We start from the raw sequence: 15653 nt of genomic DNA, 5'->3' as shown, positions 1-15653 counted from the left end.
AACACCCCGTCGTAGGCGGGAGGGAGTGCGGGACGGGGCCTCGCCGAGGGGTGGGAGGCCCGCGTCCCGGCGCCTCACGGGTTGTTCAGGTAGGCCAGCACGGCGAGGACGCGGCGGTTGCTGTTGTCGTCGTCGGTGATGCCGAGCTTGCCGAACAGGGAGGTGGTGTATTTGCTGATGGCGCTCTCGCTGAGGAAGAGCCGCCGGCCGATGGCCTGGTTGGACAGTCCTTCGGCCATCAGGCCGAGCACCGAGTGTTCGCGTGCGGTGAGCGCGGCAAGCCGTCGGTTCGAGGGCCCGGTGGACAGCAGTTTGCCGATGACGGCCGGGTCCATGGCGGTCCCGCCACCGGCGACGCGTTCCAGGGCGTCGATGAACTGGTCGGCGTCGAAGACGCTCTCCTTGAGGAAGTAGCCGATGCCGCCGGTGCCGTCGGCCAGGAGTTCGCGGGCGTAGAGCTGTTCGACGTGCTGGGAGAGGATCAGCACCGGCAGTCCTGGCACTTCGCGGCGGGCGTCGAGGGCCGCCCGCAGGCCCTCGTCCGACTGGGTCGGCGGCATGCGGACATCGACGACGGCGACGTCCGGCCGCCACGTCAGCAGCGCGTCGAGCGTCTCGGGCCCGGTGGCCGCCGTCGCCACCACCTGGTGTCCGTACGCCTCCATGAGGCGGACCAGGCCGTCGCGCAGCAGGTAGAGGTCTTCGGCTACAACGATGCGCATGGCACCACCATTCTCACGCGGGTCGGGCCACCGGCCGGGCTGGTGACCTCCAGGGTGCCGTCGAAGACCGCGAGGCGGCGGCGCAGCCCCGCGAGGCCACCCCCGGCCCGCACCTCGGCTCCGCCGCGGCCGTCGTCCTCGACGTCCACGACGATCGCGGTGTCGGCGGCGTCCCGGGCGAGGGAGATCCGCGCCCGGGTCGCGCGGGCGTGCTTGACCGCGTTGGTCAGCAGTTCGGCGATCCCGAAGTACACCGCGGACTCGACGGGCGGGTCCAGCCGGAGCCGCCCGTCGGCGCCGACCTCCGCTTCGAGCGGGCTGTCCAGGGCGAGCGCGCGCACGGCGTCGATGAGCCCCCGCTCGTTCAGCACCGGCGGGTTGATGCCCCTGACCAGTTCGCGGAGTTCGGTCAGCGACGTGGCGGCGCCGGCCCGCGCTTCCCGCATCAGCGCCTTGGCCCGGCCGGGGTCGGTTTCCATGAGCTTCTCCGCGGTCGCCAGGGCGAGTCCCAGCGCGACCAGGCGGGCCTGCGCGCCGTCGTGCAGGTCCCGCTCGATCCGGCGGATCTCGGCGGCCTGTGTGACCGTGGCGTCCGCGCGCTGGGCCGTCAGCTCGTCCACCCGGTCCGCCAGCGCCATCGCGGGCGAGGCGCGCAGGAAGCGGACGGCCACCGGCCGGACGGGCCGCCAGGCGTACGGGGCGCCGGCGACGGCCACGACCAGTCCGAGCCCGCCGAGCAGGCGCGCGGGCAGCCCCGGCTGGGACAACCCGAGGACCGCTGACGCGATGCCGGCCACCGGAACGGCCGCCACCACGCCCGCGGTGAGCGGCGCGATCCCCGTGAACCGCAGGTCGCGCCAGTTGGCGGGGTCGCTCCACCGGACCCGCCACTTCTGGTCCAGGAGGGCGTCGCGGCTGGTGCGTTCGTAGCTGAAGCCGTTCCACCAGTACCCGGTGGACATCTGCGTCACCGGCCCGGCCTGCCGGTATCCGTCGGGGATGACGGTGGCGGTCCACCTCGCGACGAGATGGCGGACCACCCGGCAGACCGGGCGGGACAGGGCGAGCGTGCCCACGCACACCAGCACGACCGGCGCGAGCCACGACCACGGGTTCGCCGCGCCCCACCAGATGCCCAGCGCCACGGCGGCGGCCCACACGGCGGGGACCAGCATGGTGACGGCCACCACCACGCACGCCCGCACGAACCCCACGCCGGCGCTCGCCACCCACGACCTCACCTGATGCATGCTCGTTCCCCTCATGTGCCAACTCCGGGCGCGGCACCACGCGGTGCCGCACTGCCCGGCCCGGGCCCGTTCGACCAGGTGCCTCCACTCTGCGCCGCGAGAAGCCCGGTTCCGGCCGGATCACCGCGGAAGTAGGTCTGGCCCCACCCACCCGTACGTCCAGGCCCATACCGCGTCCTCCCGGCGCTTTCTAGCGTCAACACCATGACGACGACACGAAGCAGCAACGCCACGGGAACCGCCGCCTCCACCACGGCCGGCGCGGCCCGCCTCCACCACCCGGCCACCCGTCGCACCTTCCGCAAGGTGAAGATCCTCGCCGCGGCCTACGCAGCGCTCAGCGCCGCCGTCCTCCTCACGGTCGCCGTCCTCGCGAGCACCGGACACACGGTGACCTCGTTCATGTGGGGCCGATCGGGCGGCATCCTGGCCAGCGCCGCGGTGGTCTGCTGGATGACCGTCCTCGCCTCCCGGGGAGCACGCTGGGCCTATCTCCGCGTACGGGTCCTCTCGGTCGTCATGCCGATCGCGATCATCACCGTCGACCTGATCCCCGGCGTCTGCCCGCTGTGGTTCGCCCTGGCCCAGGCCACCTGCGCCCTCCCCCTCGCCGCCGCCGCTTTCCTCAGCAACGGCGCCGAACTGCGCGCCACCTTCCCCAAGCCCTGACCGCCCCGGCCTGTCGGACGCGGTAGGGGCGGGCAACGCCGGTGCGTAGTAACCTCTTCGCTCGTGTCGAAGCCCGATGAATTGCTCGTTGACATCGCCGCCAGGGTCGAGTCGGAGCAGAGCAATCAGATGTCTCTGACCGTCGTCGTCCAGGGTGCGGTCATCACCGGACGACTCGCCCCCGAGGCCGCGTGGCGGCAGCGTGTGGCCGAGGTGCTGGAGAAGTCGGAACGGCTGGGGCCGTTCTCGGCCCTCTTCGCACCGGCCGGCGCGGGCACCCGTGCGCCGGACCCGAACGCGCAGCCCACACACCTGTACTTCCACGTGGCGCGGATCCTGCAGGGAAGCGTGGGCCTCCCGGAGACGGGCGGTATGTACCGCGTCGCCATCGAGGATGTCGCCGCCTGGACGGTGGGCGACCTGAGCTACTCCGACCACTGAACGGACGGGTCCGCCGCGGGCGGCGTACGCCGGCAGCCGGCGACGCAATCCCGCGGCGGACCCGAGCCGGTCGTCGGTTTGTGTACGGAGGGCGGGGCGTCGCGCCCTATTCCGCCGACGCGACCGCGCGTGCGGGGCGTACGCGGAGCACCAGTACGCCGGGCACCAGCACACCCAGGACGCCCAGCCCGGCGCATCCTGCGACCACCTGTGCCAGTGCTCCCCAGGGCAGTACGTCGGCAACCGTGAGATGCGGCCCGAGCCGCGCCGCGAGGCCGGCGAGGAAGATCGTGATCACCACCGCCGCCATCAGCAGCCCGCTGAGCACCACGGTGGCCGACTCCCAGCCCAGCATGCGCAGGAGCTGCGCCTTCGTACTGCCCGCCAGCCGAAGGGCGGCGAACTCCTGGCGGCGCCGGCGGGTGGCCAGCAGCAGGGTGTTCAGGATGCCGAGGGCCGCGTAGACGATCAGCGGGGTCATCAGGATGCGCATGCCCACGGCGTTGTTCTGCTGTTGGAGTGTGCTGTGGGCGGTGACGGTCGCCTGTGACACGGCATTGCCGCACAGCAGCATGGCGCTGAGCCCGGCTGCCAGCAGTACCGGACCGGCCATGGCCGCCACCCGTGGCCCCGCCGCCGCGCAGTTCGCCGCGCCCAGCCGCCCCGTACAGCGGGACAGCAGTCGCCCGGGCAGCGCGCTGAGTGCCGCCACCGGGCGCACCACGAGCGGGAGCAGGAGCCAGGCCGCGATGAGCAGCGTCAGGCACAGGGCCATCGCCCCGTTGATCGCCTCGTGCACTCCGCTCTTGCGTCCGTAGCGGTCCCAGACAGCCCACGCGAGGGCCAGGGTGGCCACTGCCGCGATCGTGCGCCCGACAGGCAGCGCACGGCCCTCCACCGACCCGTCGCGAACGGCGGCGATCGGGGACATCCGCAGCGGTCCGCGCACCGCGGCCCAGGCTGCGGGGACCGCGATCACGACGGTGGACAGGACACCGACGGCGAAGCCGACGGGTGAGAAGCCGGCCTGTGGTCCGGTCGGCAGGACACCGTGCCGGATGAGCCACTGCAGTACGGGGCTGAGCGCCGCGGTGCCGACGGCCGCGCCGGTCACACCGCCCAGTACGGCCACGACCACGGCCTCCCCCACGATCTGGCCCCGGATCTGCGGGGCGGTCGCGCCGATGACCCGCAGGGTGCCGATTTCCAGGCGGCGTTGCTGGGCGACCAGGACCAGGGTGTTGGCGACGAGCAGCAGGGCCGCGAAGCCCGACGTGCCGCCGACCAGCCCGAGCAGGGACTGGGCCGCCCGCTCGGCGCCGTGGCCCGGCGCGGCGCGGTGGACGCTGTCGAGGACGGAGGCCAGCAGGGTCAGCAGGCTCGCGCTCATGAAGGAGACGAGAAGGGCACCGGCGTACTGCCACAGGCGGGTGCGTACGGAGGCGAGAACGAGGGTGAGCACGGTCGGTCACACCCCCAGGTCAGCCAGGCGGGCCGCGATCGTGTCGGCTGTGGTGTGGGGCGCGGCCAGTCGGTCGACCAGGCGTCCGTCCGCCAGGAGGAGCACCTCGTCCGCCCAGGCAGCCGCCTGTGGGTCGTGGGTCACCATGACGACGGTGGTGCCCAGGTCATCGACGGCACCGCGCAGGAGCGCGAGCACTTCACGGCCGGTGGCACGGTCCAGGGCGCCGGTCGGCTCATCCGCGAAGACCACCTCGGGCCGCGTGACCAGCGCACGGGCCAGAGCCACGCGCTGCCGCTGACCGCCCGAGAGCTCACCGGGCCGGTGCCGGCGACGGTCCTGGAGTCCCACCCGCGTCAACAGGTCGTCCCGCCAGTGCGTGTCGGGTCGGCGTCCGGCCAGGCGCAGTGGCAGCTCCACGTTGGCGGAGACGCTCAGCGCCGGAACGAGATGGAAATCCTGGAAGACGAAGCCGACATGGTCGCGGCGCAGGAGCGTCAACTGCCGGTCGGACAGTTGGCTCAGATCCCGCCCACCGAGCTCGACGACGCCTGCGGTGGGCCGCTCCAGCCCCGCAGCGCAGTGCAGCAAGGTGGACTTGCCCGAGCCGGAGGGACCCATCACGGCGGTGAACGTGCCGTGGGTAAAGCCGTGGTCGATGGTGTGCAGGGCGGTGACCGCGCCGGGCCCCTTTCCGTGCACCTTGCGTAAGGAGCGTAAGTGGACGGCCATGCGTTCGCCGCTCACGGGCCGGTAGTCGATGGGCGGCGGAGAAGTCCTCTTCATGAGCCCATCCAATCCCCGGCAAGGGGTGTTGTCAGTGGAACGTGAGGGCATCCTTCGTCTCTGGTCCCCCGATCCCCCCTTTCTCCGCTCTGTTGGGCCGCTGGGCGGAAGTAGTCGGGGCGTTTCGGTGCGCGTGGGCGGGGAAACCCGCGGGCGCAGTCTTCGTGGTGACGGGGGGTATCCCTGGATTCAGGGGACATGTCGGGTGGGGAGTGTGGGGGTGGTGGGGGATCTGCACACAAGCGTCACAAGGTCTACGCGATGCCTTCGGTGGGTGCCGTTAGCGTTGCTGGCCGCTCGATCCCGCGTGCGAACGTGGCCAGATCCCGGCGTCCCTGGCGGCGCAGTCAGCAGAGAAAGAACGCAGATGGACTACTGCTCCTCGTGCCGCCGGAACCTCAACGGGGCGCTGGTGTGCCCGGGATGCGGCGATTACGCCCCTGACATAGCCCCGCCCGGCCGCCACCGCGGTGGCGCGGCGGCCGCTGCCGCGGCGCCGTCGTGGGACAGCTGGCCGGCGGAGGCGACCGCCGCGAGCGCCCCGCACGTTTCGAGCGCGCCGCACGTTCCGAGTGCCCCGCAGGTTCCGGATGTCTTCGACGCGGCGCCGGTCGGGAGCAGCGCGGCGCAGAGTGCCGCGGAAGGGGCGGACGCCGGTACGGAGAACGGCTTCGACGGCTCCTCCAGCACCGGGCAGGGCCGGGCCGCGCGGCGTCGGCAGATGGCGCGCTGGAAGAAGCACCGGCGCCGGGCCGCGGCCGCGACGGCGTTCGCGCTCGCCGGTGGCGCCCTGACCGTGGCGCTGCTGCCGAACAAGCCGTCCTCGGGTCAGACGCAGGCGGCCGGATCGCCCGACCCGGAGCTGGCGGGCACGCCCCGTACGGAGAACACCGACGCGGCGTCGGAGCAGCCGGACGCGCGGGCCTCGCGGCACCTCGACAGCCGTCCGCCGAGGGCGGCCGGCCGGCCGCCGCAGGGCACAAGCCCCGCCTCGGCCCCCGCCGCGACGAGCCGGCAGGCGGCCCCCGCCGCGCCGAACCACCCTGCCGCGGCCCCGAGCACGGCGCCGCACAGCGCGTCGGCACCGGCCGCGGCCCCGCACACCGACAGCGCCGGCAGCGGCCCGGCGGCGGCGCCGCGGACGAGCACGCCCGCTCCTGCCGGAGGGTCCGACGCGGGCTCCTCGTCGGTGAGCCACACGCCGTCCACGCCGACTCAGACGCAGCCGCAGACCCAGCAGCCGGCTCCCACGTCGCCGTCGGCCGACCCGACCTCGCCGTCGCACCTGTGCCTGCTGGGGGTCGTCTGCCTCGGCTGACCGGGGTGCTGCGGGAGCGGCCCGGCCCTTGTCGCCCGGGGCCGTGGCCGAAGGCTCCGGCTCCGTGATCTCTTTGCGCCGGGTGGGGGCGGGCCCCACGGGGTGCGCGGGTCGTGGCGGTGTTCGACCATTTATGGGCGGTTGTTACGCAACCGCCGGATTGCTGTAATACGCGGCGGGGAGCATCATCGTCCGCATCCGCTGCCGGCCCGCGCTCCTGGACGTACCGTGCTCCTTATCCGTTCCCTGCCCGTCCCCGGTCCGGCGCGGACCGTTTCGCTCGCCCTTGTGGTGATGGGTGCGACGGCGACGCTGGCGGGGTGCTCGGACACCGGGCAGCCCGAGGGGGCCGGCGCGACCCGGGTCGCCTCGGCGCCGGCGCGGCTGTGGCCCGAACGGCCGCCGGCGCCGCAGCCCCCGACGGACCGGAGCGGTCAGGACGGGCCGTCGCCGGTGCCCGGGCTGCGCCGGGAGGCGTCCGGGGACATCCGCAAGGTGGACCTGCTCTCCGTCGTACGGGCACAGATCGCCTCGGACGCCCGGGCGCACACGCCGGCCTTCGACAAGGCCACCGAGCGGAGGATCGCCCGCTGCGCCACCGAGCCGGCGCGCTGCCCCGTGCGGGCGCCCCAGTACCAGGACCTGACGCACGACGGGAAGGCCGAGCTGATCGTCGGCATCGAGGGGAGCGAGCACGTCCTCGCGGTGTGGGCCTACACGCTCCGGGGCGGGGTGGTGAACCGGATCCTGGACACCGCCGGCACCCCGTTGTCGGTGGAGGTGGCGGACGGCGATCTGATCATGCGGGAGCCCACCGGCTCGCCCGGGTACGAGATGCGCACGGTCCACTCGTGGGACGACAAGCGGCAGACGATGGAGATCCGGGCGATGGAGTTCGACCGGGCGGTCTCCTCGCCCGCCCCGGGCCGTTCCGCGGGCGCCGCACCCTCCCCGGGCCGTTCCGCGGTCTCCCCGCCCGCCCCGGAGCGCACGCCGTGAGCGCCGCCCGGCGGCGGGCGGCGCTGCGGCTGCCCGGCTGGACGGCCACGCTCTACTGGAAGTTCGCCGTCTTCCTCACCGTCATGTGCTGCACCCTCGCCGCGCTGCTCGGCGTCCTCGTGCACGTCCTGGTGGGCCGGCAGACCGAGGGCCAGGCGCGCGGCGCGGCCCTGGACGAGCTGGACAACGCCGTGGCCACGTACGTCGCCGGGGAGCCGCTCGGCCGCAACGCGGCGGTGGACCCGCCGGACCTCCCCCGCCCGCTGCGCGAGATGGCGCGCCACAAGGAGCGCGGCACCCAGCTCGGCGACCACCGGGGCCGGCCGACGATGTGGGCGGTGGCGCCGGTCGACGGCGGCAGGGCGCTGGCCGTACGCCTCGACTACAGCGACCGGGCCGCCGCCACGCAGGGTCTGGACCGCGCCATCATCGGCTCCTCGGCCGCCGCGATCGGGGCGACCGTGCTCGTCGGGCTGGTCGCCGTCTCGCGCATCACCCGCCGGCTGCACCACACCGCGCGGGTGGCCCGCCGGATCAGCACCGGCGATCTCGATGCCCGCGTCAACGACCCCCGGGCGCGGCGCCCCGGACACGCCCAGGACGAGGCGGCCGCGGTGGCGGCCGCGCTCGACGCGATGGCCGCCACGCTCCAGGCGAAGCTGCGCAGCGAACAGCGCTTCACCGCCGATGTGTCGCACGAGCTGCGCACCCCGCTCACCGGGCTGCACGCGGCGGCCGAGCTGCTGCCGCCCGGCCGCCCGACGGAGATGGTGCAGGAACGCATCCGGACCATGCGCCGGCTGACCGAGGACCTGCTGGAGATCTCCCGGCTCGACGCGCAGGTGGAGCGGGCCGACCTCGACGTCCACCAACTGGGGCCGCTGGCCGAGCGCGCGGCGCGCGCCACGGGGACGTCGACCGAGGTGTGCGTCGTACGGGACGCCCGGGTGGAGACCGACCAGCGCCGGCTGGAGCGGGTGCTCGGCAACCTCGTCGCGAATGCCCACAAGCACGGCCGCCGGCCCGTGGTGCTGACCGTCGACGGCCCGGTGGTGACCGTGCGGGACCACGGCGACGGGTTTCCCGGCTACCTCCTCGACGAGGGTCCGCAGCGCTTCAAGAGCAGTTCGGGCGACGGCCGCAGGACCGGCCACGGACTGGGGCTGACGATCGCCACCGGGCAGGCCCGGGTGCTCGGTGCCGCGCTGCGGTTCTCGAACGCGCCCGACGGCGGGGCGGTGGCCACCCTCCGGCTCACCGGGGCGAGCGGCACCCGGCCGGGGGAATAGCCCGTCCGCGCGGGCACTTGACGCTGACATGTACGCCGGGTCCCGCGAAAGGCAGCCATGAGCGAGTCCACCCCCGTCAGCGCACTGACCGTCCGCTATCTCGGAGGGCCCACCGCGGTCCTGGAGACAGCCGGCGTACGGCTGCTGACCGACCCCACCTTCGACCCGCCCGGCGACTACCCGATCGGCGACCGTGCCCTGGTCAAGACCGCCGGTCCGGCGCTGGACGCGGCGACGCTCGGGCCGGTCGACGCGGTGCTGCTCTCCCACGACCAGCACCCGGACAACCTCGACCGCGCCGGCCGGGCCTTCCTCGACGGGGCGCCGCTGGTGCTGTCCACCGCCTCCGCCCAAGCGCGGCTCGGCGGCACCGTAAGGGCGCTGGCCAACTGGGCGGAGACCGCCCTGCCACTCCCGGACGGCAGAACGCTGCGGATCACCGGTGTGCCCGCCCAGCACGGCCCGGACGGCTCCGAGCACCTGGTCGGCGAGGTCACCGGCTTCCTGCTGTCCGGTGAGGAGCTGCCGACCGTCTACGTCAGCGGCGACAACGCCTCCCTCGACGTGGTGCGCACGGTCGCCGAGCGGGCCGGGACGGTCGATGTGGCGCTGCTGTTCGCCGGCGGCGCGCAGACCCCGCTGCTCGGCGACGCCTACCTCACGCTGCCGAGCGACCAGGCGGCCGAGGCGGCCCGGATCCTGGGCGCCCGGGCGGTGGTTCCGCTGCACTTCGAGCACTGGAAGCACTTCACCCAGGGCGCCGAGACCCTGGTCGCGTCCTTCGAGCGGGCGGGCCTCGCCGACCGGCTGCACCTGCTGGAGCCGGGCGGGCAGTTCGTCGTGCGATGACGGGTGCGGCCCGCGGATCAGCCGCGGGCCGCGGCACCGGGCCGGGCGGCGGCCGCGGGCGCGGCGTCCGCCGTGCCGCGCGGCGCGGCGGCGGCCCGCGGCGGCCGGGTGCGTGCCTTCAGGACCTGGGCGCCGACGGCGAGCGTGACCCCCAGCAGCAGGACGTAGAAGACGCCTATCTTGTTCAGGTCGTCGAGGAAGAACCAGACCGAGGTCAGACCGGTGAACCAGAACGCGACGAGGGCGAAGCCGCCGCTGTGCTCGTCCCGGTACCCGGCGGCGAAGCAGAGGGCGGCCACGGCGCCCAGCAGCAGGGCGATGACGACATAGCGGGTGTCCCAGCCGAGGTAGCCGCGGGAGAGCTCGGACCACACGGCCACCGCCTCCGCCACCGGGCCCCACACCACCGCGCACGCCAGCCGCGCCGACCACAGCAGCAGCACCGCTCCCGCCACCGCGGCACCCAGCGCGACGTGCGAGAACCGGCCGACCTCGATCACCTCGCTGCGGGAGATCACCAGCGCCAGGACGCAACCGAGCAGCGCGACCGCCCCCTCGGCCGTCGGCCGGAACACCACCCGCGCCGGCCACCGGCGCACGGCCCGCGCCGCCGGCTCGCTGCGGGGCGGCGCGGGGGACGGCTCCGGCACCCCGGCGGCGGCCGCGCCGGCCCGGGGATCGAGCGCGGTGGGCGTCCGTACGGGGGCGGCCGGAGCCTCGGCCGCCGCGTCGAGCGCCGCCTTCATCGCCGACGCGTCCGCGAACCGGTCCGCCCGGTTCTTGAGCAGCGCCCGGCGGATCACCTCGTCGACGGCCGGCGGCAGCCCCGGCCGCAGCGCGGACGCCGGCGGCGGTACCGCGGCCAGGTGCTGGTGCATGACGGAGAACGGCGAGTCCCCGGTGTACGGGGGCCGCCCGGTCAGCAGCTCGTGGAGCAGGCAGCCCACCGCGTACAGGTCCGTGCGGTGGTCGGTCTCGGCCCCGTTGATCTGCTCCGGCGCCAGATAGGCGGGGGTGCCGACCGCCACGCCGGTCCCGGTCAGCCGGGTGGCCACCTCGCTGAGGGCCTTGGCGATGCCGAAGTCGACGACCTTGACCCGGCCGGTGGCGGTGAGCATCACGTTCGCCGGCTTGATGTCCCGGTGCACGATGGCGTGCCGGTGGCTGTGCTCCAGCGCCTCCAGCACCTGGCCGGCGATGTCGACCGCCTGCGGCACCGGCAGCAGGCCGTCGGCCAGGACCTGGCTGAGGGTCCGGCCCGGCACGTACTCCATCACCAGGTAGGGCTCGGCGCTGCCGCCGCCGGCGTCCTCCCCCACGTCGTGGACGGTGGCCACCCCGGGGTGGTTGAGCGCCGCCGCGGCGTGCGCCTCACGCTGGAAACGGGCGAGGAACTCGGGCTGCAGCGCCAGCTCGGCGGAGAGCGTCTTGACCGCGACGGTGCGGCGCAGCCGGCGGTCGACGGCACGGTGGACCGTGCCCATCCCGCCCTGCCCGAGCTGCTCGACCAGCTCGTACCGTTCGCCCAGGATTCTGTGCTCCACCGGTTCCTCCACGGACCGTCTGACGCCAACACGCCGGAAGACGGCCTGGAGCGCGCGCCGGTTGCCCGGGACCGCTCAGTCCCCGACGCCGACCAGCGCCAGCGTGATGTTGTCCGGCCCGCCCGCCTCGATGGCGGCCCGCCACAGCTCGAAGGCGGCCCGGCCGTCCTCGTGGGCGCGCAGCAACTCGTCCAGCTCGTCCTGCGGCACCGGGTCGGTCAGGCCGTCGGTGCAGATGAGGTAGCGGTCACCGGGCGTGAGCGGGGCCGTGCTGACGTGCGGGGTGATCGGGCTGAAGCCGGGTGCGCCGCCGAGCGCCTGGGTGACCAGGGAGGTGGTGCGGCGGCCGGGCTGGAGGGGCGGGCTGTCGTCGACGCTGACCTGCCGCAGGCCGTCCTCGGTGACGCCCAGGACCCGGCTGTCGCCGACGTTGAAGACCAGCAGCGACTCCTCCAGGACGACCGCGCCGGCCACCGTCGTCCCCATGGTGAGCAGTTCCGGGTCGCGGTCGGCGGCCGCGTACACCGCCTGGTTGCAGAGCTTCAGGGCGTCCTGGACGGCCTGCGCGCCGTCCAGCGCCGGGCCGACCGCCGCCAGCTGCCGTACGGTCAGCGCGCTGGCCACCTCACCGCCCGGCTGGCCGCCGATGCCGTCGGCGACCGCGACGACGAGCGGGTGGCCGCGCGGGAACACCAGCGTCTGCGGATTCTCGGTCACGGTCGCGCACAGCGTCCACGGGCCGGCCACCAGGCTGTCCTCGTTGTGGTCCCGGATCAGGCCGGGGTGGCTGAGGGCGGTCACGGTGACGTACGGCATGGCGGGTTCCGCCTCTCTCTCAGTCGTCCGCCCGGTCGCCGTTCTCCCGGGCGCTCAGGGTGCGCCGCTGCATCAGCCGGGTCACGTCCTTGCCCGTGACGATGCCGACCAGCCGGCCCGCGTCCAGGACCAGCAGCCGGGGCCCGGTACGCAGGGTGAAGCGGTCGACGGCGTCGCTCAGCAGGTCGTCCGGCGCGGCGACGGCGCACTGGGACAGCGGGGTCGCCACCTCTCGCACCCGGGCCGTCTCCCGGCTCGGGGGCGGCACGGAGGCGAGCCGCTGGAGTTGCACGAGGCCGCTGGGGCGGCCCTCGAAGTCGAGCAGCGGCAGGGCGGAGTGGTGGGCGGGCACCGCCACCTCGTCGATGAAGCGCCGCACGGTCAGCCAGTCGGCGCCGGTGACGACGGGGCTGGACATGGCGTCGGCGACCCGTACGCCGCGCAGCGACGTGTGCAGCGCGGCACGGCGCCGCTCCGCCCCGGCGACGACCATGATGAACAGGCCGACGAAGACGATCCACAGCCCGCCCGGCGCCCCGCGCAGTACGGAGATCCAGCCGGCCGCCACGAGCAGGACGCCCATGATCTGCCCGCCGCGGGAGGCCGCCAGGTCGGCGCGGTCGCGGTCCTTGGTGCGCCACCACAGCACCGCCTGCACCACCCGTCCGCCGTCGAGCGGCACCGCGGGCAGCAGGTTGAAGACGCCCAGGAAGAGATTGGCCCAGCCGAGCCAGAGCAGGATCACCGCGGGGAGCTCCGCCCAGCCGGCCAGGCGCTGCAGCCCGATGCCCGCGCCGAGCGCCGCGCCGCCGAGGACCAGGCTGGTGAGCGGGCCACTGACGGCCACCGCGAAGGCCGCGGCGGCGGACTGCGGGCGGCCCATCCGCGTCATCCCGCCCAGCGCCCACAGCGTGACGTCCTCGACCGAGATCTTCCGGCGGCGGGCGGTCGCCGCGTGGGCCGCCTCGTGCAGCAGCAGGCTGCCGGTGAGCAGGACGGCGCCGACGACGCCGCCGAGGGCGTACACGGCCGACGGGCGGCCCGGCATCCACGCGGGCAGGGCCTGCCGGCCGAGTCCGAACGCGAACAGGCCCACCAGGAGCGGCACGCTCCAGTGCATGCGCAGCGGCACCCCGACGACCTGGCCGATCTGTACCGATCCGTTCATCTCATCGCCATCCACACCAATTGTCGCTCGTGGAATCTACGCTGGACCTGTTGGCAGGACTGCTGGACTCCCGGAGGTGCGTCATGGGGCACAGCCATCACTTCCACCTGGACCAGGGCGGCCACTCGATCACCGTGAACGTCGGCCCCGGCCGGGACGGTGAGATCGAGCTGCTGGTCAATGGCAAGGTCGTCGCCTATCAGAAGGAGCACGGCCCGGGGATGAACGTCCTGACGGGCGAGCTCCCCGACCAGCCCGCACACCCCTTCCGCGTCCTGCTGCGCCAGCCCCACCTGGTGCCGTCCATGCCCCGCTGCACGCTGGAGCTGGACGGTGTGGAGCAGCCGATGCCGGAGCGGCTCGTGCTATGAGGTCATGAAGGGCATGAAGGGGGGGTGCGGGACCCGGCAGGCGGCTGCCCGGCACCGGGCGGCGGACGCGTGGTGATCTTCAGCCCGGCCGCGGCGCTGCGCCGCCAACGGCGACGGGGCCGGTGGGTTGTTGGGCCACCCGGCTGATTCTGGCCGACGAGCGTTTTACTCCCTGCGGGTTGAACGACGATGCGGGTGGACAACGGCAGCACGATACGTCTGGCATCGGAACGATGAACAGGCGAGGAGCATCGTGAGAAGAATTGCGCAGGCAGGAAGTGTGATCGGGGCGTGCGGGCTGGTGCTGTTCGGCAGCGGGGCCGCCGCGGCCGTGACGGTTCCGGGAGAGTCGCTGCTGCAGGCCGCGGTGGGCGCGGACGTCGGTGACATCACGGGCATGGTCTCCGGCGTGATCTGCAACAACCGCCTCGCCGACTTCCATTACAAGTCGCCGGTGTACAAGTCGCCGTCGCCGCACCCCTGCATCAACGGCCCCGTGCGCAGCGGCAACAGCCTCAACAGCGGCAACTTCATCAACCACGGCAACCCCAACAACAGCGGCAACCTCTCCAGCACCAACGGCTCCACGAACAGCGCCAACTCGGCATCGGGTTCGTCGGTCGGCAGCAGCAACAACATCCAGCGGGTCTTCAAGATCCTCGGCTTCTGACAGGCACGCCCCGCGCCGGCCGCTTCCTCGCGGCCGGCGCGGACCACACGAAGCGGCCCCGTTCCCCGGTCGGTACCGGGGAACGGGGCCGCTTCAGTGGCGCGTCAGGTCACAGACGCGTCGAACCGGGTCCGTTGTGCTGGATGTCGTTACCGGTCTTGTTCTCCGCACCGGTCGTGCCGCCGCTGTCGACGTTGGTGTTGCCGTTGTCGATCGTCGGGCTGCCGCTGTCGCTGTTGTTGCCCGACATGTGGACGTTCTGCGCGTTCCTGACGTTACCGCTGTTGAGCGGACCGTTGACGCAGATCCTCGCCCGGGGACCACAGCGGAGCACGGTGTGGAAACTGGCGAGGGTGTCGCTGGCATATACGCCGTCGCCGCCGTACCCCCCGTCGAACCCGTACGCCAGGGCGGGAGATGCCCCACCCGCAGCCAGGAGCAGGCCACATGCTCCTGCGATCACGAAATTGACACGTGCCATGTTCTTCACTGTGTGCTCCTGCACCTCGCGGTTTGGTAACCCGCGGTCTTGCTACCGGGCGTCACGGCATCCACCAAGCCTGAGCAACGGCCCGTCCTTTGTATTCACCCTGTCCGACCACTGGATTCACCGTGACGGCCCTCCGTCACGCGGCGCTCTGGCAGGCTGCCGGCATGGACGACGACGCGGTGGCCGGGTTCGTGCAGATCGCCCGGCCGCGGGAGCTGACCGCGCGGTGGCGCGCGGAACTCATCGCGTGCTGGACGGCGGTGGCCAACTCCGGCGGGGCGGTCGTCCCGCTCGCCTTCCCCGTGCCGCCGGTCAGCGCCGAACAGGTCGCGCCGGCCGCCGACGAACTCGCCGCCGGGCTCGACCCGGACCGCGGCCGGCTGCTGCTGGCCACCGTCGACGGCACGCTCGCGGGCTGGTTGGTCGTCCGCAGGGAACTGCACCCGCTGATCCGGCACTGGGGCGTGCTCAACCACGTGCAGACGCACCCCGGCTTCCGCGGCCGCGGAATCGGCAGCACGCTGCTGCGGCGGGCCCGGGACACGGCGACGGACATGGGCCTGGAGCAACTGCACATCGGGGTCCGGGCCGGGCTGGGGCTGGAGGACTTCTACCGGCGGCTGGGCTGGGCGGAGGTCGGCCGGTGGCCCGGTGCGCTGCGGCTCGCGCCGGGCGACGACCGGGACGAGATCCTGATGGCGCTCGACCTGCGGGCGGCCGGCTGACCGGAACCCCCTTTCCGCTGCGGGGGTAAACGGCGCACGAATGGAAAGGGTCTCTGTGCCCGTTCGACCCTGATCCACCGGACG

17 protein-coding genes are annotated in these 15653 nt (G+C 73.6%); 9 read left to right on the top strand and 8 right to left on the bottom strand.

Annotated features, from left to right (window positions below; all coding sequences use genetic code 11):
• Positions 1-74: 74 nt before the first annotated feature.
• Positions 75-722: a response regulator transcription factor gene (locus tag OO62_RS15730; protein ID WP_033268015.1), complete on the bottom strand. Its 648-nt coding sequence runs from the start codon at positions 720-722 to the stop codon at positions 75-77.
• On the bottom strand, positions 707-1972 hold the full coding sequence (locus OO62_RS15725; RefSeq protein ID WP_033268014.1) for a sensor histidine kinase: 1266 nt from the start codon (positions 1970-1972) through the stop codon (positions 707-709). Before OO62_RS15725 ends, OO62_RS15730 begins: the two co-directional genes overlap by 16 nt.
• Before the next feature lie 204 nt (positions 1973-2176).
• Here OO62_RS15725 and OO62_RS15720 point away from each other — a divergent pair, with 204 nt between their 5' ends.
• Positions 2177-2641: a hypothetical protein gene (locus tag OO62_RS15720; protein ID WP_033268013.1), complete on the top strand. Its 465-nt coding sequence runs from the start codon at positions 2177-2179 to the stop codon at positions 2639-2641.
• Between the two features lie 63 nt (positions 2642-2704).
• Complete coding sequence (locus tag OO62_RS15715; protein ID WP_033268012.1) at positions 2705-3082, top strand: hypothetical protein; 378 nt, start codon at positions 2705-2707, stop codon at positions 3080-3082.
• 106 nt (positions 3083-3188) lie between these two features.
• On the opposite strand, the gene OO62_RS15705 is transcribed toward OO62_RS15715, so the two are convergent.
• On the bottom strand, positions 3189-4544 hold the full coding sequence (locus tag OO62_RS15705) for an FtsX-like permease family protein (protein WP_033268010.1): 1356 nt from the start codon (positions 4542-4544) through the stop codon (positions 3189-3191).
• Between the two features lie 6 nt (positions 4545-4550).
• Positions 4551-5330 carry an ABC transporter ATP-binding protein gene (locus OO62_RS15700; RefSeq protein WP_078617182.1) on the bottom strand — a complete coding sequence of 260 codons (780 nt, stop codon included), beginning with the start codon at positions 5328-5330 and terminating at the stop codon, positions 4551-4553.
• Between the two features lie 367 nt (positions 5331-5697).
• Between OO62_RS15700 and OO62_RS15695 the strand changes: the two genes are divergently transcribed.
• The 4 genes from OO62_RS15695 to OO62_RS15680 all read left to right on the top strand — a co-directional run bounded on the left by OO62_RS15695 (position 5698) and on the right by OO62_RS15680 (position 9785).
• Positions 5698-6648, top strand: a complete 951-nt coding sequence (locus tag OO62_RS15695; RefSeq protein WP_033268008.1) for an SCO2400 family protein — start codon at positions 5698-5700, stop codon at positions 6646-6648.
• Positions 6649-6876: 228 nt separating this feature from the next.
• Positions 6877-7647 (top strand): hypothetical protein, encoded by a 771-nt coding sequence (locus OO62_RS40200; protein WP_206738501.1) that lies wholly within the window; start codon positions 6877-6879, stop codon positions 7645-7647.
• Positions 7644-8936 (top strand): sensor histidine kinase, encoded by a 1293-nt coding sequence (locus OO62_RS15685; protein ID WP_099869819.1) that lies wholly within the window; start codon positions 7644-7646, stop codon positions 8934-8936. Before OO62_RS40200 ends, OO62_RS15685 begins: the two co-directional genes overlap by 4 nt.
• A gap of 57 nt (positions 8937-8993) precedes the next feature.
• Positions 8994-9785: an MBL fold metallo-hydrolase gene (locus OO62_RS15680; RefSeq protein WP_033268007.1), complete on the top strand. Its 792-nt coding sequence runs from the start codon at positions 8994-8996 to the stop codon at positions 9783-9785.
• A gap of 17 nt (positions 9786-9802) precedes the next feature.
• Here the strand turns inward: OO62_RS15680 and OO62_RS36985 are convergent, their stop codons facing one another.
• From OO62_RS36985 to OO62_RS15665, 3 genes are all read right to left on the bottom strand, one after another.
• Positions 9803-11329 carry a protein kinase domain-containing protein gene (locus OO62_RS36985; RefSeq protein ID WP_051733244.1) on the bottom strand — a complete coding sequence of 509 codons (1527 nt, stop codon included), beginning with the start codon at positions 11327-11329 and terminating at the stop codon, positions 9803-9805.
• Between the two features lie 75 nt (positions 11330-11404).
• The gene (locus OO62_RS15670) at positions 11405-12145 is read right to left on the bottom strand and encodes a PP2C family protein-serine/threonine phosphatase (protein ID WP_033268006.1); all 741 of its coding nucleotides are present in this window, start codon (positions 12143-12145) and stop codon (positions 11405-11407) included.
• A gap of 19 nt (positions 12146-12164) precedes the next feature.
• Positions 12165-13313, bottom strand: coding sequence for a site-2 protease family protein (locus tag OO62_RS15665; protein ID WP_033268005.1), 1149 nt, complete (start codon positions 13311-13313; stop codon positions 12165-12167).
• 83 nt (positions 13314-13396) lie between these two features.
• On the opposite strand from OO62_RS15665, the gene OO62_RS15660 reads away from it, so the two are divergent.
• On the top strand, positions 13397-13684 hold the full coding sequence (locus OO62_RS15660) for a hypothetical protein (RefSeq protein WP_033268004.1): 288 nt from the start codon (positions 13397-13399) through the stop codon (positions 13682-13684).
• A gap of 253 nt (positions 13685-13937) precedes the next feature.
• Entirely contained in the window at positions 13938-14354 is a 417-nt protein-coding gene (locus OO62_RS15655; RefSeq protein ID WP_033268003.1) for a hypothetical protein, read from the top strand.
• Between the two features lie 109 nt (positions 14355-14463).
• Here the strand turns inward: OO62_RS15655 and OO62_RS15650 are convergent, their stop codons facing one another.
• Positions 14464-14835, bottom strand: a complete 372-nt coding sequence (locus tag OO62_RS15650) for a hypothetical protein (RefSeq protein ID WP_318533618.1) — start codon at positions 14833-14835, stop codon at positions 14464-14466.
• Positions 14836-15008: 173 nt separating this feature from the next.
• Between OO62_RS15650 and OO62_RS15645 the strand changes: the two genes are divergently transcribed.
• Positions 15009-15569, top strand: a complete 561-nt coding sequence (locus tag OO62_RS15645) for a GNAT family N-acetyltransferase (RefSeq protein ID WP_033268134.1) — start codon at positions 15009-15011, stop codon at positions 15567-15569.
• Positions 15570-15653: the final 84 nt, after the last annotated feature.

The organism is Streptomyces lydicus, from assembly GCF_000717345.1.
GTDB lineage: Bacteria > Actinomycetota > Actinomycetes > Streptomycetales > Streptomycetaceae > Streptomyces > Streptomyces lydicus.
The sequence above is the reverse complement of the archived record's forward strand: the minus strand, read 5'-3'. Positions and strand labels throughout refer to the sequence as shown.